Genomic DNA, 24947 nt, shown 5'->3' with positions numbered 1-24947 from the left:
TGGCATTACTTCCATCTCGATTAAATCGATGTGAAGCTCCTGACAAATATTATTAATCAACTCCTTTAATCGTTCATCAACACCATTGTTCAACACTTTTCTACGATATTTAGGACAAAATACTACATGATATTTACAAGAATATACTATATTATTATTTGATTTATATTTCATAAAAGTATTATATAACTATTAAAAATATAATACAATAAAAAACAATGATATCGAATCATTGTTTTTTAGCGAGCTTATATCCCCATAAATAAATTTAGGGGCTTTACGCTCGCATTTGGTAAAATAAATTCTTTTAGCAAGTTGAGTATATACACCTTGAGCATCGCTCCAAGGAATAACAGGTGCATTGCAAAAACTAACCTTTGTACTCTGATAGTATTGTATTGCATCAGAGTCAATAAATGAAATTCTATCTTTTAAATCATTTATTGGTGCATATTCGCATAAAACATATTTTAAAGATTCACGTTCATTTCCTAATCCTGATCTACCATCTATTTGCATACGATTTTTAACAAATAATGCAATTTGATAAATTTTATCATCATCTTTATACACAAAATCTGGATGAGTAATCTTATCTCTCAAATCTTCAATCATCTTCTTTTTAAAAACTTCATCATAAAAATATTCCATAATATGATAAAATGAAAGATATTCAATATATGGATCATTTGAAGATAACGCAAGTTTATAATAATCTACCACATCACTAGAATATTTACGTAACGGTGGAGTATTAAGCTGTGTAATATCAATTCGACCTCGACTACTTCTATTCAAATGAAATATATCATTGATATCAAAAAACTCAACGAGAGCATACCCTGAGCGATACATAAATTGAAAAAAAAATGATGTTTTATAATCTCTAAAATCAGATAAATTTGTAGGTTTATCAGTTTCAATTTTTAATGATAACCCACTTATTATTTGAGGTAATATATTTTGAAAAGTTACTTCTTGATTATTATACCTACGATTCCAATAATTTATTGATCGATGTAATCTAATTGGAAGCATAGATTTTCTATTATTCATTTTATAGTTATCAATTATTTTAATAATTAAAAATATACAATATTCAATTGACGGGTAATTTAAAGTATATTTTATACCATTTAATGAATCATTAGTTCCAATCGAATAATTACTTCTATATAAAAAAGGATACTCCATATTTACTGCAACTTCATAATTTTGTAATGTCACAAATTCAAGATTATCATTCAAAAAATTTGAAACCTTATCATATAACGCTTTAAGTTCAGTATTTGAAATTATACATATATTTGTATTTTCATCAGAAAGATTTTCTCTCTCTGATAAATTAACATATATATCATCATCGTTATCTTCTAAATCTTTTTGTCCAAAAATTCTTCCGATATAATGTTTTAATTCAAAATATGTAACCATAATACTCCTCCTCTAATTGATTATTTTTTTCATTATAGCATGTACTCAAAATTCTGTATAATCAAAATGGCATTAGCAAGTATTTCTATCTCATCATAAAGCAAATTACCCTTGTAATATTAAAATATTACAAGGGTAATTTTTTTATTTTATTTTTCAAATCTCACTATATATCAAAATATTTTTTTTACATTTATTAATATCCTATTACTGATCTTATTAATTCTTCTAATTCTTTTACTGTTTCAAGAAATTCTGTTCCACTTTTTATATATTTTAATGTACTTATAGTAGTTTTTAATAAACTCTTCTCAGGAGTTTGTTTTTCCATTTCTGATTTTATTGTATTTAAATGACCATTAATAAGTTCTTTCTCCTCTTTTGGCATATTTTTAGAAATATCTTTTATTTTCTCTATTAATCTATCTATTTGGTCATTATTCATTCTGATTGAACTTGTTGCTGTAATACTTGAATTATTTTCTGCAATATTAACTTGTCCAGTTTGAACACTAATATTATATTTCACTGTTTCATCTACTCCCATATCAATCCCGATTTTAGTAAGATAACTTTCAATATGAATAATTAAAACATACGTTACTCGCTTATTAAAACTTCTAAGCATATCTTGATATTTTCTAGAACTATCATACCCCATAATGATTGAACATAGTATTCCTTTATGTTCTACAAGATATTTTAATATTGCATAAATATTTCTTACTTCTTCATCATCTGTATCTCCAAGAGAAAATATACCGCTCCCAAACGATTCAGACACTTCTTTAAATTCTTTTTCCATATTTTGAGTACATTTTCCACAACTATTAATATATCCCCAAATAATCTCATCATTTTCTATATATCTAATAAACTTTAAAAGAACACTAATATAATCGTCTATATTTGCCTGCATTAATCTATTAGATACACTATTAAAATCATACATTATTTTTTTTAATTCAATTCTATTTAATTCCATATTCTTTTACCCCACAAAAAGGACAATAGCACCCTGTTACTTTTAATAATGGTTTTATTTTTACTTTACGTTTAAAACAAAGAAAATTAACTTCTTCCATAGCTTCAATGCTAGAATATATCACAGGCTCTACTTCATATTTAATTTTTTTTCTCTTAAATTTTATAAAACTATTTTTAAACTGTTTTTCAATGTTATTTAATTGTTCATTTACTATCTCTATAGCTTTATTTTTTATCTTTATTTGTGCCAATTCTAAAACTTCATTAGTAAAATACTGTTCACTTATCAAACCACAACTAGGACAATATATATTTAAAATTCCATCATCATTTAAATCTTCAACTTTTATTTTAAAAAGCTCACCACAATAAGCACATTTTAAGAGAATAAATCCTTTATTATCTGGTGGTATAGGTATTTCCATATGAAAACTATCTTCCATTATCTCTACTCCTATATTTAAAAATTCATTCTGTTTTTAATCCTTCTACTATACACTATGTTTAGTATATTTACCAATTATATATTTGAACGGCTTTTCTTTTTGTATAAGGTATGCCCTTTTCACGCAATTTTTCTTTTGTGCCATAGTGAGTATCACATCCAATTTTCTCACGACTTGTAGCTGAAGAATTGATTATAAATTTATCAGCTAAACCCTCTTTTTGCACCAAATCTTTCATCACAAATTCAGCCATAGTTGAATGACCAACATTGCCATGGCATACAAACATAATTCTACCAAAATACTTACATATAACAAAGAGAGGATAAACATATATTTATGTCTATCCTCTTTATTTCTAGCATACTTTACCATAATTAAAATCTACTACAATTTATCACCATAAATTATCAAATCCAAATTTTTATCAGTTATTAAATTCCTTTTTCGATTATATGACATCGGAATTTTTTTATGATATTCTTTTAAAGCTTCTGGATATTTTTTAGTGTATTGTATTGCTGTTGCATATTTCCAATGTTTATCCTCATGATTTTTAGATATATTTTCTATAACATCTTTTTTCGTCATGTCTTGCCAGTCATTATCGTTTTTTATTCTTTCAGCTATAACTGTATATAAATATTGCTTAACATTAAAAAGATAATTTTTTCTAACAATCCATTTTGGAACCATCAACAATTCTTTTCCCTCATAAAACCAACTTTTTCTTGTTATTTGATGCCATTTACTATTTATAATATCCCAAGTCCAAAATGTCTTCTCTCCATTAGAAACAATATCTAATTTCTTCATTTGTTGAGCTGTAAATTCATTCAATTGTTCATGCAAAATATTTGTAAGAAGATCTGACATTCCATCTTCGGCAAAATTTCTTATAAAAATAGAAATATCTTCTCCTTTACTAATAGTTGGTATTTCATGCACTAATGTCTTTAAGTCTTGAAGAGATACTTCCAAACCATTTGCTGTTTTACCTTTTCCATTATTACCATTTCCATATCCTAATTTAGTCGCATTTTGTTCATGAGCATGATCTAATAAGCCATTAATATGATTATTTTTTAATGCTACAAATAAACAATCAAAAAAATTCTGTATATATTTATTTGCATTAATGCACCATTCATCATCTGCTCTTTCGATTAAAGCAGGATCAATAAAAATACAATTATCTGTATTTAAATTAACATCTACAAACTCAAAATTTTCATGACCTTTACAGTTTAATTTAATATAATCACTTAAATGCATTTGGCATCTGTCCTTTCATAAAATATACATACTAGAAAGAAAAACAGATTATATATTTTAAAATATAGACAAATCTGATGAAAAGGTTCTTTATTATATTTTATTTTTTCCTACTTTGTGGTAGAATAATATTTGGTAAAATTGTTTTTTCTTTTCATAACACTGAGTACAAAAACTCAGTGTTTTTTTCTATTTAGTATGTTTTAATTAGTATATTTTAAAAAAATTTTTCAGGATTACAACCTAAGGCACCTTCTAAAATTTTATTAGTAAGATTTACTTTTGCTCTTGAGAAATTTTTATCACTTAGTCGTTTTAAAAAACTTTTCCCAAATTTATCTTTACTAATAACCCATACTTGATCTTTTTTTACGTCATTGCTAACTAACAAAGGTTGATGTGTCGTACATATTAATTGAGCATTATGTGGATTAGTTTTCTCATTTATAAATAAAGAAATTATTTCTTTTACCAACGATAAATGCAATCCATTTTCTATTTCATCTAAGACTAATACCCCACCTTTTTCTAAAATATCAAAAAGATATGGTAATGCTGTAAATAACTTTATTGTTCCTAACGATTCATCTTTGAAAAATTCAATTTGATCTGTTCCTGATTCAATTTCTAATCCATGATCATATAATGCATGTTCTGTTTTTACTCCTACTGTTGTCTTTTTCTGTATGATTTCTCTATTTTCAAAATCATCAGATTCTATTTTTTGTCTTGCCACCTCTTCTTCTTTATAGTTTATATGCATTTCTCGAATAGTAGGATCTGCTTTTTTTAATACTTTTACGTATTTTTTTATGCGTTCCTCCGAAAATGCTTCTATTTCAGTAGGATCTAATCGGGGATATGTCATATTTACTACATTAATTTCTTTTATAGCATTTACTATTGTATCTGCTAAGTCATTATTTAACATAGCAGCCATTGCTAAACACAATGCTTCTTTTTTTACAACATGTTTATTATCTTCAAAAGACTTAAGTTCTGATTTTAAAATTATATCTTCAAAAGATGGTGATGTTCTTTCTAAAATTTTTTCAGTCCTACGATATTTCTTCGTTAATAACTCATAAACAACCATTTGATTAAAAACTGAAAACTCATAATGATACGTAATTTCATCAATAATTATATCAATGCCTAATGTTGTAGGTAAATCTTTATAAGCAATATCAAATGCAAATTTAGGCATTGGTTTTAACAAATCTTCACTTGGAAATAAATCTTTTATAGGTAACTTTTTCATCATAAATAATGGTGATAAAACTACCATTCGTTGTATTTCTCTAAAAACTTTGCAAAAAAATGTTTTTCCAGAACCATTTGCACCATATATATAGGAAACTTTATTTATTATATTATCTCCTATTTTAAAAGTATTCATCTTATGTTCTTTTTTACTTTCATCAGCTATACATGAAAATACTATTTTCTCCGCAAATGAAGCAAAATTTTCAGCTGATATACTCTTTAATATTGCTCTTTCCATAACTTTACCTCCATTGTTATAGTATATATTACTTCAATCATACAGTCAAGTGTTATTATATAAATATATACATATATGTTGTTTTATTGAATATAACTATTTTTATCTACATGAATGTTATATTTTCTTGTATAACTATAACAGAAAATTCATTCTAGTATTATATCTTCTTCTATAATACTCTATCGTTCTATACTCTAAAACATCTCTCATATTATCTACAAAAGCTTTATTTTTTATAATCTCTTTCAGATTTTCATTTAAAGCTAATACAAATCCTTCTTTTTCTACAAAGAAGCCTTTCCCTGAAACTTTTAGATATTTTATCGGCATGGTTTTTGCTTTTGCTAGATGTTGTTTATCCGTTATCTTTAAGTATTTATCATAAGTCATATCACTTGCAAAATCTTTCCAGTTTTTATTTTTATTAAAAAACTCTTTCCATGTAGATAAAACATCTTCATCTGTTATCGCTGATTTTATATTTCCTTGACTATAAAAAGCATACAATATCGGCATCTTATATACTTTTTGCATATCTGTCGTTTCTATCAAATTGATAAAATCTCTGCCAATAGTTTTATATACTGCTTTTTCATCATCAGACAACTCATTTAAATCATTTAAGAAATCTAAATAATGTCTGAATGGATTTTCTTTTGCATGGCTCATACAGTATTGATAAATACTATCTTCCATATAAGTGAATAACTCCACTCTTGTTGGTCTTTGCTCTAACAATTCCTTGATACGAAAATATTCATTATTTATTTTTTCTTTCATGGTTAAAGTTTTCATATCCATTTGTTTAAATAAATCTATTAATTGCATATCGAAATCAAGGATACAATCGTCAGGTAAATCTTTTTCTTGATATACATAAGTTCTTTTGCCTTCTGTTGTACTTTCAGCCAATAGCGAAATAAATTTGCCTGCTTTTACATAATTACCGATAAAATCCAATACATTTAAATATTTTTTTCCTTGATAAGTGCGAAGTCCTCTACCTAATTGTTGCAAGAAAATAATCGGCGATTGAGTAGGTCGCAAAAACATGACCATATCTACAGAAGGAATATCCACACCTTCATTAAACATATCTACAGAAAAAATGACTTTTATCTGCCCTTGTTTCAATTTATTTATAGCTTCTTTTCGCTCCATAGCATACGCGCCACTGCCTTCACTGTAGACCGCCACCGAAGCAATACCTCGTTTATTGAAGTCTTTCGCCATCATTTCTGCATGTTGTTTAGAACAGCAAAAAGCTAAAGCTTGCTTTGAAGCATATTTTTGATAATATTTATAAATCAATTCAAATCTTTTTGTATTAGCTTGATAAATATTCGTGAGTTCTTCTTCATTATATCGACCTTTCACTAAATGCAAATGTGAATAATCTGTTTCGTCATATATACCATAATAATGAAAAGGCACTAATATTCCTTTATTTATCGCTTCTTTTAAAGTTATTTCATAAGGCACATTATAATCACATAATTCATATATATTTTTCCCATCTAATCGCTCAGGGGTGGCAGTTAAACCTAAAAGAAATTTTGGTTTGAAATAATTCACTATTTTTTTATATTGAGTAGTAACTGCATGATGAAATTCATCTATGATGATGTATTCAAAATAATCTTTAGGAAAATATGCTTCATTTAAGTATTCATCTTTAGCCAATGTCATAACAGAAGCAAAAATCATGGATTTATCTTTATCTTTTTGTCTTCCATAAAAAAGACCATAATCTTCAGATTTACGGACATTTTTAAAAGCTTCTACTGCTTGATATAAAATTTCTTCTCTGTGTGCTACAAATAATATTCTTTTATAATTAGCTGAGTCGAATGCTGATAAATATGTTTTGCCAATGCCTGTGGCTGCATGAATTAAAGCTTTTGTCGCTCCTTCATTTCTGCTGTTATTCAAAGCGTATAAAGCTTCTATCTGTACCCCTCTTGGCTGAATTAATGGTGTGATATTTTTATTTTCTGTTTTATATTGTTCTAAATCTTTAATTATTGCTGGTTTTCGCCAGTATTTAGCATATCTATATAATTCTTCATCAGTGATAACAATAGCATGATTATAAAATAAATCCTCAAAAGTTATGAAAAACTGTTGAAAACTATCTTTATCCAGTAAATTATTAAATCTATAATTCCATTCAATACCTGTAGTTAAAGTACTTCTTGATATATTTGATGAACCTATATATATTTCACTATAGTCATCATAATGAAAGAAATAAGCTTTGGGGTGAAATGAATGTGTATTATCATCATAAAATCTTAAATCTACTTGATTATTTAATTCTTGTTTTATTAAGTACAATGCTGATGGCTGTGTTATATTTAAATAGTTTCCTGTCAAAATCCTTATCGGTATTTTCTTAGCTACTGCTTGTTTCAAATCTTTTAGAAGTAAACGCACTCCTGACTCCATCAAAAATGAAACAATGATATCTATTCTTTTAGCCTTATCTATACTGTTTTTTAATTGAAAATATAATTGCTTAGATTTTGTCTGCCCACCAGTTAAAACATTTGTAAAATCTATTATTTCTTCCTTAAGATTAGATTGAGCCATTTTTCATTTCCTCGCTGTGGTCTTACATCTGCTGTTATCCATTGTTCTTCTACTTTCAGATTGTCTACATTGACAATCAATTTAGCAAAGCTATCTTCTGTCATATCTGTGAAATATCTGCCATTTCGCTCGCCAGAAAAATCTCCATATTTAAATGATGTATAGATTATGCCTTCATCTTTTAGAGCCTGACTCATTCTCTTAAAAACATCAACTAAATCATCTAAAGATAAATGCAATATAGAAGAACAAGCCCATATGCCATCATATTTATTTACTATAGATAATTCATTAAAATACATATGACGAACTTTTATATTTGTATATTCACTAGCGATTTTGCAAAGTTCTATCGAGCCATCTATTGCATCTACATTAAAATCTTTAGCTAAAAAATACTTCGTATCTCTACCAGAACCACAGCCAAAATCTAAAATATAACCTTTAGCTGGCAATTTATTTATAAACTTATCTTGAGTAGCCTTAAAATCCACATTCAAAGTTCCCTCAACGAATTCTTTAGCATTAATATCATAATAATTTATAGTCTTATTCAACATAAAATAAACCCTTCTCAAATATATCAATATATTATTTTATTATACACTATCTATTTAACTAAAAAATTAATAAAAAAAGGATATGACTTTATGCCATATCCTTTACTTCTTTACATATTTTATACTAAAAACAATTTCATTCTAAACTTTTTGCCTTTATCAGCAAGTTATTAACTAAAAATATCAATTATTTTTCAATTTTATTTTGCCGATAAAAATAAAAAATCCTTTAGAATTATATAAATATATTTCTAAAGGATTCTTCTATTACTTATCGTAAACACATAAATTATCCATGAATAATATCTGTATACTCTGGATACTGTGCTAACCTATCTTCTGGTGGTATATGAACAGCTCCCGTAAATTTACCTCTTGCCCAATCTGCATAAGTTCCCCAATAAAAATAACTAAAATACGTTCCATCTGTTACAGAAACATTATATTCAAAAATTTCTGGTGCAAAAGTTCCTTGCTCATTTATAATACCAGCAAATTTGGCATTTAATCTAATATGTTTTGCTGGAATTATATCTGATAAATCAATATAATTTACACCATCTTTTAAAATCACCTTTTTCTTATCTATTAAATGTACCATATTATCTGAAACTTCAATTGTTAATACAATAGAAGCATTAAGTGGAATATTTGCGTTTACCATTAATTGTTGAAATTGCAATGTTTTCTTATTACATTTCAAATTATTACATTTACCTTCCAAATACTTCCATTCAGTTGTATGACTACCAATCGTTAATATTTCAGAAAAATCATAGTCAATAGCAAGACGCTTTGTAGATATATCTTTCTTTTCTGATTTAGATTTTAATTCCATTTCTGTTAATGAATCTAAATAAAATTTAACTTCTGATATCTTAGCATTCAAATGAGTATAATATTTTGGTCTACCTAATTCTGGTATAATATGACCAATATAAGAATAACCTATAAATATAGGTTGATCATCCCATTGACGCAATATTGATTCCTTTGAAATACCTTCTACATATGCTACTGGAATTCCATCTACATAAGAGGCTCCACCATGCTCTTTATCAAAAGACAGTGCATATCTAGCCATTTTATGCAATTTTATTTTTCCGCCTCGCCAATTTTTTTCAGTAATATCATGACAAATTCCCCATCTTAGAATACCGCTTCGTTCTACAACCATTCTAAACAAATAAGTTGCTCCCCAACCTACAGATTTTCCTCGAACCATCAACGGATTATGTCCCATTTCATTTTCATTAGCTAATCGTTGTATATTTGCTGAAACTATAGTTGTAAAACCTTTGTTAGCTATTAAATCTTTAGCAGCAGGAATTTCAATATAATCTGTATCATTATCTAAGCAAAGTTGATAATTATTTTTATATTTTTCTAAACGTGGACATCCATGTATTAATCCATAATGACGATTTCCAGACATATTTTTAACATGTGGTATTAATTTTATACTACCATATATTGTTACTACTTTAGAATTTGTAGAACCAATACTTATATGATATTTTCCAGTTTCTTTTACTTTATATATAAATTCTATATTATACTGTTGATATGGATTAAGAAATATATTTTTTGTTTCTATCATATGTTGATTAACAAATAATGGTATATTAGTATATATTTCTCTATCTATATTATTCTTTATATCAATAGATGCATGTATATATACACCTTGTTGCATAACTAATTTTTTACATCTAAAATTCATATATTCTACTTGAGCATGTTCAAAAACTATACAATTAAACTCTTTGTTAGCAATTTCAATTAAATGTTCTCCTGCCTTACTTGCAATATAATATGCAATAAAACTACTTCTAGCATGTGGATCAAGTAATATATTATGACGTAATGAATATAAACCAAATAATGCAATATTTTTCTTTTCACCATTATCATATAAATCAAATTGAGCTTTAGCTACTGATAAATTAGGATTATAAATTTCTCCAGATATTTTTAATGTGCCAATATTATCTACATGTTCTACTAAAACATTACTAATTTCAAGTTCTTTTAAATCATGAGATATTTTTATTGTATCTATTAATTTTTCCTCTCCTAATTCATTATATCCATAAATATCATATTGAATTATATCCTTATCTATATATAATAATCCAAAATTATTTTTGCCAATAGAAACTACTTCTGGAAATTCTTCCAAAAGTCGTTTATCTGTTATATGCTCAATTTCCGCATAATATTTCTGTAAAGTTCCTTGAGATACATATATCGATTGTTGGTTATTTTTATTTGATGTTATTGCTTTTGTATAATAATGTATATGTCCAGATATAATTAAGTCAATGCCATATTTATCAACTATACTAGAAATATATTTGTTATTTAATACATCAGTATAAGGATGATGTAATATCAATATTTTCCATTTACTATTCTGTGCTATTTCTGATTGCAAATCTACTTCCAACCATTCCATAGTCGTATCAATAAATTCTTGTATTGTATCATCAACTTGTGCATCTGAATTAATTGCATTCATTTCATATAAACCCCAAGGATTACTATCTACGAATACAAAATGTGTATTATTAAAATTTATTGAATAAGAGTTGCCTCGTCTAGCATGATTTACATAATTTTGAATTGGTTTAATAAAATAATAATCAAAATATTTGCCATTATCATGATTTCCTGGTGTGTAATAAACAGGAAATTGCTGTAATGATTGGGATATTAATTTGAACCAATTTTTTTCATATTGTTCACGCTGATCGCCTGTCGCAAAAGATATATCTCCACTATGAAGAATAAAATTAGGTTGATGTTTTTCTATACTTTTTTGTATATCTTCATGTAATTCAAAAGAATGTGTATCGCCTACAGTAAGAATTTTTAATTTTTCACTATTTTTTGCTGTAGAAAATGTATTTTTATGAATTATTGTTTTTCCTTCATAAATATTATATTGATACATATTATTTATTTCTAATTTTATTAATTGGGCAAAGTATAATATATTGCTATTTCCATTATCTATACATAATTGTTGTAATTTTGCAGTTTTATATGTTTTCGCCCCTATTTTTTTATATTTTAAGCTATAATTAGAATTTTGATTCACTTCCCAAGCAATGACTACGCTATTTTCTTGTAGTGCTAATAAATATGGTTCAATTATAATTTTTCCCATGGCAAACTCCTATGTTCTTCTTCAATTAGTGATAATTACATTATACTATAAATTTTTGCTTTATTATATATAAATTAGATTATAACTCAACCTTATCTAACTAATAAATCACACAAAATTAACGATTACTATATTAGATATCTTGTTTATTCTATGATAAAATAATGATAATTCATAATAAATATTGCTATTAGGAGTATTGTGATGCTAGAATATAAATTTTCAACAAGTCAACATTCACAAAATCTATTTAAAAATAATATTGTACCTCGTCTAGCTTATGTTCAAGATATAAATGAATATCACCAAAATTTATCTATAAAACATTCACATAGCCAATTTTTGGAAATTATTCATATAATTAAAGGATGCGTCATTTACGAAATAAATCAAAAACATTACCGATTAACTCCTGGAGATACACTTGTCATTAATCCACAACAAATACATCGCATATCAGAATCATCTAAAACTTTATCAGCAATTGTATTAGGAATTAATAATTTACAAATTCAAGGGCTAGCACCAAATTATTTAATTCCCCTAACCGTATCCCCCATAATTTCTATAAACTCACCATTTAAAGATCTTCAACCTTATTTTTTATTATGCCGAAATTTAGCAATGATTCACAATAAAGACTATCTAATAAACAACCCCCAAACAACTCTTTTAACTTCTTTAATCACAATAATTCATAATTTATGCAAAAATGCCAATAAATCAGAAAAAAATGAAAATACTGTTTCAGAACGTATAAAATATTATTTAGACGCCCATTACCTTGAAGACATTAATCTAGAAATCATAGCTAAAAATCTACATTTAAACAAATTTTATTTATCTCATTGTTTTAAAAACTATATGGGAATTTCTCCTATGCAATATATTAATAAACGAAGAATTTCCGAAGCACAAATGCTTCTAATATCCACAAAATTAACAATTACAGAAATCTCTTTTCGTTGTGGATTTAATAACTCTAATTATTTTCAAACTACTTTCAAAAAAGCTATTGGTATTACTCCAGGACAATATCGAAAAAATTGGTAATGATATTAATTTTCAATTATATGTATAGAAAAAAACCAATTCGATTATATTAATATCGTAATTGGTCTTTTCTATATTTGTTATAAAATAAATTATTAAAGGGGTTTAACGATGTGAATTTAAAAATTCTTCAATTTTAAATAAAGATGTATTAATTATTAAATCTTCTGGAATATCATACTTAGATATTAAATCTTGTGCATAATCAAATTGACCAATTTTTTTATGATAATGAGCATCTGATCCAATACTAATATATGTGTTATGTTTCTTAGCTGCCATAATTATTTGTTTACATAAATCTTCACTTCCAGGACGTGCTAAAGGAGATGAATTATTAATTTCTATAGCTTTATTATAATAAGCTGCCATTTGTGCTAATAAATCTGCATTTACTGGATAAATTGGATTATCCGGATGTCCAATTATATCTACTGTTGGTATCTGCATTATTTTTTCCCACACATTCATCATTTCATTTAAATCAGCACCAGGAACAATACATTCTTTATGGCAAGATACTATTACTATATCTAACTTCTTTAATTGATCTAATGTGAAATCTATTGTTCCAGAAGTATCCATAATATTAACTTCTGCTCCACATAAAATCTTTGTATCTTTAAATGTTCTTGGTATATCTCTATAAGTATTGAAATATGCCCATTTTACACTTCCAGGATATCCAGGACCATGCTCTGTTAGACCAACAGCTTTTAATCCCTTATCACTTGCTTCTTGTATTACTTCTGTAAGTGTACTATAAGCATGCCCACAAGCTAAGGTATGAGTATGCAAATCTGCTACTATATTCATAATAAAACCTCTTATACAAAATTTTTATTAATATTAATAAACTTATTATAACTGAAAATTACTATCTACGCATTGTTTAGATAATTTTTCATCTATAAAATCCATTATTTGTACACCATTTTTATATTCAGTTTCATTGCATAGAGATAAAAAATAAGAATTTAATATATTAGCATAACTATCTGGATATCCTAAATCACCATTAGTAGCACTAATATGATTTAAAAATAATTTATTTGATATTTTAGCTGTAAAATTATTTTTTATTGCTTGTTTCTTATCCTCAATACTCGGTCCATCCCATAAATCTTGTAAATCTATAAATTTATTGTCATGCCAAGTTTGAGCCCAAATCTTATTATCAAATTCATAAAATTTATATTCAATAGGACTACATTCTAATGCAATAATTTTACCACGCACTAATCCTAAATTAGGAAATATTGTTGCTCTACTATCCCATTTATAAAATAATGGCATAAATTTTACAAGCTCATTTTTTAATGCTATTCCATATTCTGGATAGTCATCTTTTAATTCATTTGCATTTTGAACTCGCATAATAATTACTTCTGAAGGATATTTTTCTAAAAAATCTTTTAACGTACTCATAATCTCATTCATTGTAATATTACTATGCCATTCACGATGTGCTGCAATCATTTCACGTCTAATTCGCATATCAAAAAATCGAACACCACATTGTAATTGTTCATCTAATGAAAGATTCTGTGTTTTATAATATCTTTGATCACAAGTCGCAGTCATAGTATCATGGGTACCTGGTATTAATAAATCACAAATAGATGTATCATCAGAAATCATACTCATCCAATTTGATAAATTATATTTTTTCATAATTATTCCTCAATTCAATGCATATTATCCTTCAATTTTATTTTCTTTAATTAATTTTGCTCTAAGTTTAACAAGCATATGAGACATACATACAGCAACTAAAGCTAAAACAGCTAATCCAACAAAAGCCATAGCTAATACATGTGTATCTGTCAAATAAGAACGAATAATATGTCCAGCTGCATCTTTTTCAGGTGACTGTACTAAACCTCCCAGGATTATTGGAGCAAGTAATGCTGGTAAATATCCTAATGTAATTGCAAATGACATTGCTGCGGATGAATGTTTTTTTGCAACTCCTAATTCACCAATTGGAGCATAATATACACCACGAATCATAAAACAACAAGCTGATGCACATAACATTAAAACCATTAATAATGTAAACATTCCTGATGAAATTAATCCTTCTGGAGCTTGATCTGGAAGATATCCTTGGCTATATAAAGCGATATCTGGATGATTAGTAAAGAATATAAATGCAATAGCTGAAAGTAAAATTACTAAAATAATTTGTAAAGTTCTCATAAAATGAGCTGTAGATTCAAAAACTTTTTCAACAAGAATAGATGATACTAATGGTAACATTCTTAAACCAATTACAATACTAGCAAATACAGCAGCAGCTACAGCTGATGTTCCATAACCAGCTTGTAAAAATCTTGCAAAATAAGTGCCAGCTGCTACAAATGTTCCATATATACAAAAAACATTTAAACCTGCAATCCATACTACTGGCAATTTTGCAACATATCCAATACCTTTTATTGCTTCCATACTACTTTCTACATGAGTGTCCTCATCACCAACTTTTACATCTTTAGGAACAACAAAATAAACTGCAAGACCTGTCAAAAGTACAATAACACATGATGCAAGCATCATAGTTTTTGGAGCAACTTGATAATACAACATACCTGCCCAAAGTAATGAAATAAGAAAAGCTAATACCCCACGACCAAATTCAAATAGTCCAAATACTAATCCCTGATGCTCTTCACTTGTTGACGAACGTAAAGCTTTAAAATTTGCTGGTTTAAATAAAACTTCTGAAAAGAACAACATTGAAAAGAAACAAGCTAGTAATACTGGCATACTAAGTCCTGGTGAAAACAAAGTAATAAATAATGAAATACATCCTACTCCTAATGATGATAATAACATTATATTACGTATAGAAAATCTGTCTCCAACCCAGCCTAGAGCAATTGTACCAACTAAAATAACTAAGCCCTGCATAGAATATAAATATCCTGCTTCTTGATCTGTTACGCCTAATGCTGCTGGAAATCCCCCTGGAACCGAATTTCTTATATCCCAAAATGCATATAATAATTGAGCATTTATCGTTATAAGAATTAATTGGAAAAATGTAGCTGGTGTAAACCCGTACTTTAATAATAAATGTTTCATAATTAGACCTCCTCATTTGTCTATGTATAACTATATATTTATTGTAATTCATATTAGTTTTTTCAATATTTGTATTTTTGTTATTTTTATCACTTTTATATTAATTTTTATATAAAATATTGTTTTTTTATATTGTATTTCATAAATTAGAAATTTTTTATACAGTAATTTAATAAAATATTCTAATAAAAATTAACAACAAAATAAAAACCTCTAGAATATTTATCTAAAATTCTAGAGGTTTTTCTATATAATTTTAAATTTATAATATTAAATATTTTTTATACAACTACTATCAATAATTATATTATCAATCAATCTTTAACATACGATAGCCAATCCCTATATGTGTTTGAATATATTCTGGATTAGCTGTATCTATTTCTATTTTCTTACGCAATGTAGCCATAAATACACGCAAAGAAGCCACATTATTATCCCAAGCATTACCCCATACTTCTCGTGTTATATAAGTATGCGTTAATACTTTGCCTATATTTTTAGCCAATAAACATAATAATTTATATTCAATCGGTGTTAAATGTAATTCTTTACCTCTACAATATGCACAACCAGATACATAATCTATCTTTAACTCTCCATTAACAAATATACTATTTTCCTTATGCGGAGTTTGTACATAATTTATCCTGCGAATAGTAACTCTAAGTCTAGCTAAAAATTCTTCTACAGAAAAAGGCTTTGTTATATAATCATCTGCCCCAGCATCTAAAGCTTCAATTTTATCTCTATCTTCACATCTAGCACTAATTACAATAATTGGCATATTTGACCACGAACGAACTTTTGTTATAATTTCTACCCCATCCATATCAGGAAGCCCCAAATCCAATAGCATAATATCTGGTTGATTTGATACTGCTTCTAATAAAGCCTGTGAGCCTGTAGTTGCTACGTGAAATTTATAATTTTTCATTTTTAATGTAGTAGATATTAAATTTCTAACTGCTGCATCATCTTCAACAATTAATATCATTGGCTTATTCATTAAAATTTATCTCCTCTTTTGGTAACGTAAATATAAAAACTGTTCCTTGTGGTTTATTATCTCTTACTTTTATCTCTCCACCATGTGCTATAATAATAGATTTACACAAACTAAGACCTATACCAATTCCTCTTCTACTATCAGCTACAGTAGAATTTACTGTATAAAACATTTCAAAAAGCTTATCTTTTGCTTCATCACTAATGCCTTGACCATTATCTGCGATAGAAACTTCAATTTTATCACTTTTTATTTTTGCACTAATAATAATAGTTGAACCTTTTGGAGTATATTTTATGGCATTATCTATTATATTTATAAATACTTGTACTAATAAACGTGCGTCAACTTTCACCATCATTATATCTTTTATTTCTTTAAAAACTATATGATGATTTTTTCCTCGACGATATAAATGCTTTAAAGCTTCATTTATAATATCGTCTAATAACTCAGTTTGTAAATTAATCTTCATCGTCTTATTTTCTATACGCGTAATAAATAAAATATTCTCTACTAAATTAATCAACCACATTGAATCATCATAAATATTATTATATAATTCCTGTCGTTTAACATCATCTATTTTAGCGCTATTACTCAATAAAAAGTCAGCATTACCAGAAATACTTGTAAGTGGTGTTCTTAAATCATGTGAAATTGAACGCAACAAATTTGACCTAAGCTGTTCATTTTTTGCCTGTAAATAAATTTCTTGACGCTTTTTACTGTAGATTTCTTTTTCTAAAGCTAATGCACATTCACCTAAAATAGATAAGACCAAATTATTTTCAAATACATCTAAATCCTCATTATTAATAGCTATACCTACAACACCATATACATTATCTTTAGAACGAATTGCCAAATACTGACATTTAGCATTATTTAATGTACCTGTTTTTACACCTGCTCGTTTATTATTTTTATAAACCCATTGTGCTACAGCTCTTTCATTACTATTTATCAATTGTTCTGTATGAACATCATTTTTTACATTATAAACAACAGGTGGCAATAAGCCTTTTTTATCCGCACTATAATACACTATTGTTTTGTTTAACAATTTTAAAAGTTGATGAGATGTAACTGTTGCTATAGCTGCATCACTGCCTGCTTGTTGGAATAATTGATTTGTCTCTAATAATATTTTAGTTCGATAAGCTAATTTAGCAGACTGTATAGCTTGTTTTTTTATTTTATTAGTAAGACCTCCTGTAACAAAAGCTGATACAAACATTACAGAGAACGTAATAATATATACTGGGTCATATGCCGTAAAAGTATATCTAGGTTCAATAAATAAAAAATCAAATGCTAATACATTCAAAACGGATAATACTACACTATATAATCTCTTAGATGTTTTTAAGGCAGCAATTAATACACCTAAGATATATACTGTCATGATATTAGCTTCGCCTAAATTCATCGAATAAAATAACATACCAATCATACTAGTTATTATTAAAATAACTAATATAGTTATAATATCTGATGTATTACATATCTCTCTTTCATTTACTGATTTCTTCCAAAAATTTTTATAAAATAAAGCTTTATTATCTGGAATTACATGTATATCTAAATTCGGTAATTGTTCAATTAATTTATCGGTAAAAGATTTACGCATTAAACGCATAAATCCATTTCTAGCAGTACTTCTTCCTATGACTAATTTTGATACACCAGCAAGTCTTGCAAATTCTGCTATTTGAAACGGTATATCTTCTCCTACTACCATTTCAATCTTAGCGCCTAATTGCTCTGCTAAATGAATATTTTCCTTCAATCTTTTTTTATTTTCTAATGAAGTTTTTTCAAAACTTGATGTCTGCACAAATAAAGCTGTAAATTGAGCTTTAAAAGCATTTGCCATTCTTGCCGCTGTACGAATAATCTTAGAATTTGATGGCGATGATGATAAACATACTAAAATATGTTCATTCGTATAATAATCTTTATTATTTTCATTTTTAACCTTTAAAGATATTTTATTTACTCTATCAGCCATGCGACGAAGTGCAATTTCTCTAAGCGCTGTTAAATTTTCAACAGTAAAAAAATTACCCAATGCCCTATCAGCTTGTTCTTTTTGGTAAATTTTTCCTTCTGATAAACGTGTTACTAAATCCGATGGTTCTATATCTACTAATTCCACTTGCTCAGCTTCATCAAAAATTCTATCTGGTATACGTTCTCTCACAATTATTTTGGTAATTGAAGCCACAATATCATTTAAGCTTTCTATATGTTGTACATTAATTGTTGTATATACATCAATGCCTGCTTTCAATAATTCTTCAATATCTTGATAACGTTTGATATGACGACAACCACCTGCATTTGTATGTGCTAATTCATCAACTAAAATTAGTTGTGGATTTCTTTTTATAGCTGCATCTAAATTAAATTCATTTAAAGCTATATCTTTATGATTAATCACTAATGGTGAAATTACTTCTAAACCATTAACTAAAGCTGCAGTTGCTGGTCTTGCATGAGGTTCTATATAGCCTGCTACTACATCAATTCCTTGCTTTTTGGCTTCATGTGCAGCTTCTAACATAGCATAAGTTTTGCCAACACCTGCTGCATAGCCAAAAAATATTTTTAATTTTCCTCGTTTTGATTCATGCTCTTCTCTATGAATTTGTTCCAAAATTTTCTCTGGCGATTTTCGTATAATTGGCATATAAGCCCCTCCCAATTACATATATGTTATAAACCAATATACCTCCACATCAAAATATATTTGATATATATTTGACGTGGAGGTTATCCATTTAAAATATTAAATTATCTTATCTAACATTAAATTAACTTTTAAAACATTTACTGTTTCTTCACCAAAGAAGCCTAATACTTTATGATTAGTACATTTATCGATAATAGCATTTACTTCTTCTTTAGTCATATTATTTTCACGAGCTAATCTTTCTACTTGGTATTTTGCTGCAGCTACAGATATATCTGGATCTAAACCGCTACCAGAATTAGTAACCAAATCTACAGGAATAGGCTCATTACCTTTTTCTGGATTAGCTTTTCTGATTTTTTCTACACGCTGTGCTATTAATTTTTCATAATCTTCACTTGCAGGACTTAAATTTGATGGAGCTGCATATGCTAACTGATTTCCCTCATCATCTTTATAAGTACTAACATCAATTTTTGTTATACGACCCCACATATATCTATCACTTGTATATTGTTGACCTAATAATTCACTACCATATTTTACACCATTTACTTCGATAATTTTGCCGTTTGCAGAGTTTGGAAATAATACCTGACAAATACCTGTCATTACCATTGTATAAATAAATCCACAAAAAACAGTGAAAGTAATTACTGATAGCAATGCTTTTTTGAAATTATCCATTACAAACTCACCTTTCTTAAACTAGACCTAGACCAACTAATATAACATCAATAATTTTTATACATATAAATGGCACTATAATACCGCCTAAACCATAAATCAAAAGATTTCTTTTTAACAATTCCCCTGCGGGTACTTCACGATATTTTACACCTTTTAAAGCCAAAGGAATTAATGCCACAATGATAAGTGCATTATAAATTATTGCTGATAAAACTGCAGATTGAGGACTGTGTAAATTCATGATATTTAATGCCGATAATCCAGGATATAAAGATAAAAATAATGATGGTATTATCGCAAAATATTTTGCTAAATCATTAGCAATACTAAATGTAGTTAAACTACCACGAGTCATTAACAATTGTTTACCAATGCGAACTACTTCAATTAATTTTGTAGGTGAAGAGTCTAAATCTACCATGTTACCAGCTTCTTTAGCAGCCTGAGTACCTGTATTCATTGCTACTGCTACATCTGCTTGAGCAAGTGCTGGAGCATCATTTGTACCATCACCAGTCATTGCTACTAAATGACCTTTAGCTTGAAAATCACGTATCATGGCTAATTTACCTTCTGGTGTAGCTTCTGCTAGAAAGTCATCTACACCTGCTTCAGCGGCTATAGCTGCTGCTGTTAATGGGTTATCACCTGTAATCATAATAGTTTTAATACCCATTTTACGAAGGTCAGCAAATTTTTCTGCTACACCATCTTTTACAATATCTTTTAAATTAATAACACCTAATATTTTATAATCTTGAGCTACAACCAATGGTGTACCACCTATTTGAGCTACACGTTTCACAGCTTCCTCACACTGTGCAGAATAAATACCACCATTTTCTATTACATAAGATTTTACTGCATCAGCAGCACCTTTTCTAATTTCATGTCCATCATAATTTACACCACTCATTCTAGTTTTAGCAGTGAACGGTATAAATTCCATATGATTTTCCTCAATATTTCTACCACGAATGCCAAATTTTTCTTTAGCCAAAATTACAATACTACGACCTTCAGGTGTTTCATCTGCTAAAGAAGATAATTGAGCTGCATTTGCCAAAGTTTTTTCATCAATTCCATCTACAGGAATAAATTCAGAAGCTTGACGATTTCCAAGTGTTATTGTGCCTGTTTTATCAAGCATTAAAATATCAACATCACCAGCAGCTTCAATAGCACGACCGCTCATTGCTAATACATTAGCTTGATTTAATCTACTCATACCAGCTATACCAATAGCTGAAAGCAAAGCACCAATTGTCGTAGGAGCTAAACACACAAGTAAAGCGACTAAAGTTGTTATTGAAGAAGGATTTTCCATACCTGCTTGTTTAGCAGAAAAATCAGAGTAAGTATATAAAGACATTGTTACTAAAATGAAAATAATAGAAAGAGCTATTAAAAAAATCTGCAAAGCCATTTCATTTGGAGTTTTCTTTCTCGCAGCGCCTTCAACCATAGAAATCATTTTGTCCAAGAAAGATTCGCCACTATCACAAGTAACACGAACTACAAGCCAATCAGAAGTAACAGTTGTACCACCTGTTACAGCACTACGGTCGCCACCACTTTCTCTAATAACTGGAGCAGATTCACCTGTTATTGCTGATTCATCAACAGATGCTGCCCCTTCAATTACTTCACCATCAGCAGGAATTTGTTGACCTGCTTTAACAATAACAATGTCTCCTTTTTTTAATGAAGAAGATACTACTACCTCATAATTTTCTTTATTATTTGCATCATGAAGTTTATACGCTTCTACATCTTTTTTAGCTGCACGAAGTGCATCAGCCTGTGCCTTGCCCCTGCCTTCAGCAATAGCTTCAGCAAAATTAGCAAAAATACAAGTTAACCATAAAATTATAGCAATTGCTAAAGTATAACCAGATGAAACATCTTGTACACCACTAAGTGATGCTACCCAAAGTAAAGAAGTCAAAATTGCTGAAATATATACTAATAACATTACAGGGTTTTCAGCTTGCACTTTTGGACTTAATTTTATAAATGAATCTTTAATAGCTCTTACAACCATTTGATTATCACTGAGAGCTGATTTAGTTTTTATCATTATTTTTAGCACTCCCCTTATGAAATCATGCTGAAATATTCAGCAATAGGTCCCAAAGATAACGCTGGGAAAAAGTTTAGCGCACCTACTAAAATTACAATAAATATCAACAAGAACACAAACATTGCATTACTTGTAGATAAAGTACCTGCGGTAACTGCCACTTTTTTCTTCTGTACTAAACTACCTGCTATAGCTAAAATACCAACAATAGGTAATAAACGTGCAAAAATCATAGTTAAACCAATACTAGTATTTAAAAATGGTGTATTCGCATTAAAGCCAGCAAATGCAGAACCATTATTGCCACCAGCAGAAGAATAAGCATATAACATTTCAGAAAAACCATGAGCTCCTACATTATTTAAACTGTCTGCTACACTAGGCACTATAGCTGCAATGCCACTTGCTACTAAAATACCAATTGGTGTTGCCAAACATACAAGTACAGCCCATTTCATTTCAAATGGTTTTATTTTTTTACAGAGATATTCTGGTGTACGACCAACCATTAGTCCAGCAATGAATACTGTTAATATGGCAAACGCTAACATACCATATAAACCACAACCAACACCGCCAAAAATAACTTCTCCTAATTGCATTTGAAGCATTGTAACTAAACCGCCAAGAGGTGTATAGCTATCATGCATAGAATTTACTGAACCATTTGATGCAGCTGTTGTATAAGCTGCCCAAGTAGAAGATTGAACTATACCAAAACGAGCTTCTTTACCTTCCATATTTCCTCCAGCTTGATAATCCGTACTAACAATATCTACAGCACCATTTTGAGCAAGCTGTGGTGTACCGTTCTGTTCATTTATCGCTATTACTGATAAAAATGCTATCAACATAATATACATAGCTGTAAAAATAGCAATGCCCTGTTTTTTATCTCTTATATTACGACCAAATGTAAAACATAATCCTGCTGGAATTAATAATAAAGCAGTGCATTCTATCATATTTGTAAGTGAATTAGGGTTTTCTAATGGATGCGCAGAATTTACACCAAAGAAACCTCCACCATTTGTACCTAACTGTTTAATAGCAATCTGACTTGCACCAGGTCCCATTGGCACAAATTGTTTTGTAACAATTGTCGCATCTTTTACTTTTTCGCCATCAACAAATACTACATTATTATTTCTATCAATCGTTGCATTTTCAATAATATTCCCCTCACTATCCACAGCAATAGGTTCAACTAATTGTACTTCTTGCCCCGGAGATAAATTCTGTACTACACCTTGAGAAGCTAAAGACATAGTAACTACTACACTTAATGGTAATAAAATATAAATTATAGAACGTGTTAAATCCACCCAAAAATTACCAATAGTTTGTGATTTTGCTCTAACAAATGCACGGATTAAAGCGAATAAAACTGCTATACCAGTTGCTGCTGAAACAAAGTTTTGCGTAGTAAGTCCCATAAATTGAGAAAAATAACTTAATTGTGCTTCACCACTATATGCTTGCCAGTTTGTATTTGTAGCGAAACTTGCTGCTGTATTAAAAGATAAGTGCCAACTCATAGCATCAATATTCTGTGGATTAAATGGCAATTTATCCTGAAAACATTGAAAAATATATAAAAAACCTAAACCAATAAAGAAAAACCATATTACAGATGATAAATATGTTTTCCAAGTCATTTCTTCATCTTTTTTTACACCTATAATTTTATAAATAAGATTTTCAATCGGTGATAATATTTTAGACAAAAATACATGTTCTCCATTCATTACTTTTGCCATATAAGTACTTAATGGAATAGAAAAAATAACAAGTACAATTAAAAATACAAGATATTGTATGATGATATCTGCACTCATTATTGTTCATCTCCCTTCATAAGTATGTAAAAATAATAGATAAGCAACAATATAGCGACTACGCCACTTATCCAAATCCAAATTTCCATTTTTATTCCTCCTTGCATTTTTATATCTTACTATAGGAAAAATAAAAATAGTGTTATGAAATATAGCTACTATATTAAGATTGTATTAAGATAAAAAACTGCACTTTAAAGGCTTTTTACCAAATGCGAGCGTAAAGCCCCTAAATTTATTTATGGGGATATAAGCTCGCTAAAAAACAATGATTCGATATCATTGTTTTTTTGTTGTATTATATTTTTAATAGTTATATAATACTTTTATGAAATATAAATCAAATAATAATATAGTATATTCTTGTAAATATCATGTAGTATTTTGTCCTAAATATCGTAGAAAAGTGTTGAACAATGGTGTTGATGAACGATTAAAGGGCACCACCATCTTTTAAAAAGATACGAAAATATAAATCATTCACGCTCAAACAAGCTGGTTGGAAGCTTTTAAAGG

Annotated in this window: 19 protein-coding genes and 1 pseudogene; 2 read left to right on the top strand and 18 right to left on the bottom strand. The window is 28.3% G+C overall.

All coding sequences use genetic code 11. The features are described 5' to 3' along the window. The 10 genes from tnpA to F553_RS0109060 form a co-directional block, all read right to left on the bottom strand. On the bottom strand, positions 1-174 hold a 174-nt coding region (gene tnpA / locus F553_RS12345; RefSeq protein ID WP_156809630.1), incomplete at its 3' end, for an IS200/IS605 family transposase. An 18-nt stretch (positions 175-192) separates the two neighbouring features. Continuing rightward, positions 193-1434, bottom strand: coding sequence for a hypothetical protein (locus F553_RS0109100; protein ID WP_018999855.1), 1242 nt, complete (start codon positions 1432-1434; stop codon positions 193-195). A 196-nt stretch (positions 1435-1630) separates the two neighbouring features. Continuing rightward, the gene (locus F553_RS0109095) at positions 1631-2419 is read right to left on the bottom strand and encodes a hypothetical protein (protein ID WP_018999854.1); all 789 of its coding nucleotides are present in this window, start codon (positions 2417-2419) and stop codon (positions 1631-1633) included. Beyond that, positions 2406-2864, bottom strand: a complete 459-nt coding sequence (locus F553_RS0109090) for a hypothetical protein (protein WP_018999853.1) — start codon at positions 2862-2864, stop codon at positions 2406-2408. Before F553_RS0109090 ends, F553_RS0109095 begins: the two co-directional genes overlap by 14 nt. A gap of 70 nt (positions 2865-2934) precedes the next feature. Next, positions 2935-3156 (bottom strand): arsenate reductase/protein-tyrosine-phosphatase family protein, encoded by a 222-nt coding sequence (locus tag F553_RS11835; RefSeq protein WP_018999852.1) that lies wholly within the window; start codon positions 3154-3156, stop codon positions 2935-2937. A 98-nt stretch (positions 3157-3254) separates the two neighbouring features. Then, positions 3255-4142 carry a DUF8370 family protein gene (locus tag F553_RS0109080; protein ID WP_018999851.1) on the bottom strand — a complete coding sequence of 296 codons (888 nt, stop codon included), beginning with the start codon at positions 4140-4142 and terminating at the stop codon, positions 3255-3257. Between the two features lie 217 nt (positions 4143-4359). Continuing rightward, on the bottom strand, positions 4360-5646 hold the full coding sequence (locus F553_RS0109075; RefSeq protein ID WP_018999850.1) for an AAA family ATPase: 1287 nt from the start codon (positions 5644-5646) through the stop codon (positions 4360-4362). A 135-nt stretch (positions 5647-5781) separates the two neighbouring features. Next, a complete protein-coding gene (locus F553_RS0109070) occupies positions 5782-8241 on the bottom strand; it encodes a DEAD/DEAH box helicase family protein (protein WP_018999849.1) in 2460 nt (819 codons plus the stop codon). Continuing rightward, the gene (locus F553_RS0109065) at positions 8211-8801 is read right to left on the bottom strand and encodes a class I SAM-dependent methyltransferase (RefSeq protein ID WP_018999848.1); all 591 of its coding nucleotides are present in this window, start codon (positions 8799-8801) and stop codon (positions 8211-8213) included. Before F553_RS0109065 ends, F553_RS0109070 begins: the two co-directional genes overlap by 31 nt. A 289-nt stretch (positions 8802-9090) precedes the next feature. Continuing rightward, the gene (locus F553_RS0109060; protein WP_018999847.1) at positions 9091-11973 is read right to left on the bottom strand and encodes a metallophosphoesterase family protein; all 2883 of its coding nucleotides are present in this window, start codon (positions 11971-11973) and stop codon (positions 9091-9093) included. A gap of 204 nt (positions 11974-12177) precedes the next feature. On the opposite strand from F553_RS0109060, the gene F553_RS0109055 reads away from it, so the two are divergent. Beyond that, entirely contained in the window at positions 12178-13026 is an 849-nt protein-coding gene (locus F553_RS0109055) for an AraC family transcriptional regulator (RefSeq protein ID WP_018999846.1), read from the top strand. Positions 13027-13131: 105 nt separating this feature from the next. Here the strand turns inward: F553_RS0109055 and F553_RS0109050 are convergent, their stop codons facing one another. The 8 genes from F553_RS0109050 to kdpA all read right to left on the bottom strand — a co-directional run bounded on the left by F553_RS0109050 (position 13132) and on the right by kdpA (position 24431). Further along, complete coding sequence (locus F553_RS0109050) at positions 13132-13842, bottom strand: PHP domain-containing protein (protein ID WP_018999845.1); 711 nt, start codon at positions 13840-13842, stop codon at positions 13132-13134. A 45-nt stretch (positions 13843-13887) separates the two neighbouring features. Next, positions 13888-14700 (bottom strand): phosphatidylinositol-specific phospholipase C domain-containing protein, encoded by an 813-nt coding sequence (locus F553_RS0109045; protein WP_018999844.1) that lies wholly within the window; start codon positions 14698-14700, stop codon positions 13888-13890. A gap of 24 nt (positions 14701-14724) precedes the next feature. Then, positions 14725-16113, bottom strand: coding sequence for an MFS transporter (locus F553_RS0109040; protein WP_018999843.1), 1389 nt, complete (start codon positions 16111-16113; stop codon positions 14725-14727). Between the two features lie 310 nt (positions 16114-16423). Continuing rightward, the gene (locus F553_RS0109035; protein ID WP_018999842.1) at positions 16424-17122 is read right to left on the bottom strand and encodes a response regulator; all 699 of its coding nucleotides are present in this window, start codon (positions 17120-17122) and stop codon (positions 16424-16426) included. Next, complete coding sequence (locus F553_RS0109030) at positions 17115-19817, bottom strand: ATP-binding protein (protein ID WP_018999841.1); 2703 nt, start codon at positions 19815-19817, stop codon at positions 17115-17117. The genes F553_RS0109035 and F553_RS0109030 overlap by 8 nt, the downstream gene beginning before the upstream one ends. Positions 19818-19916: 99 nt before the next feature. Continuing rightward, on the bottom strand, positions 19917-20507 hold the full coding sequence (gene kdpC / locus F553_RS0109025; protein WP_018999840.1) for a potassium-transporting ATPase subunit KdpC: 591 nt from the start codon (positions 20505-20507) through the stop codon (positions 19917-19919). Positions 20508-20523: 16 nt separating this feature from the next. Next, on the bottom strand, positions 20524-22590 hold the full coding sequence (gene kdpB, locus F553_RS0109020; protein ID WP_018999839.1) for a potassium-transporting ATPase subunit KdpB: 2067 nt from the start codon (positions 22588-22590) through the stop codon (positions 20524-20526). A 17-nt stretch (positions 22591-22607) separates the two neighbouring features. Continuing rightward, complete coding sequence (gene kdpA, locus F553_RS0109015) at positions 22608-24431, bottom strand: potassium-transporting ATPase subunit KdpA (RefSeq protein WP_018999838.1); 1824 nt, start codon at positions 24429-24431, stop codon at positions 22608-22610. Positions 24432-24759: 328 nt separating this feature from the next. On the opposite strand from kdpA, the pseudogene F553_RS12340 reads away from it, so the two are divergent. Next, positions 24760-24870 (top strand): annotated as a pseudogene (locus F553_RS12340) (transposase); the annotation flags it as partial. Between the last annotated feature and the right edge of the window lie 77 nt (positions 24871-24947).

Origin of the sequence: Megamonas rupellensis DSM 19944 (genome assembly GCF_000378365.1) — a bacterium.
Taxonomy (GTDB): domain Bacteria; phylum Bacillota; class Negativicutes; order Selenomonadales; family Selenomonadaceae; genus Megamonas; species Megamonas funiformis.
Note: the sequence above shows the minus strand (reverse complement) of the source record. Positions and strands in the feature narration are given on the sequence as shown.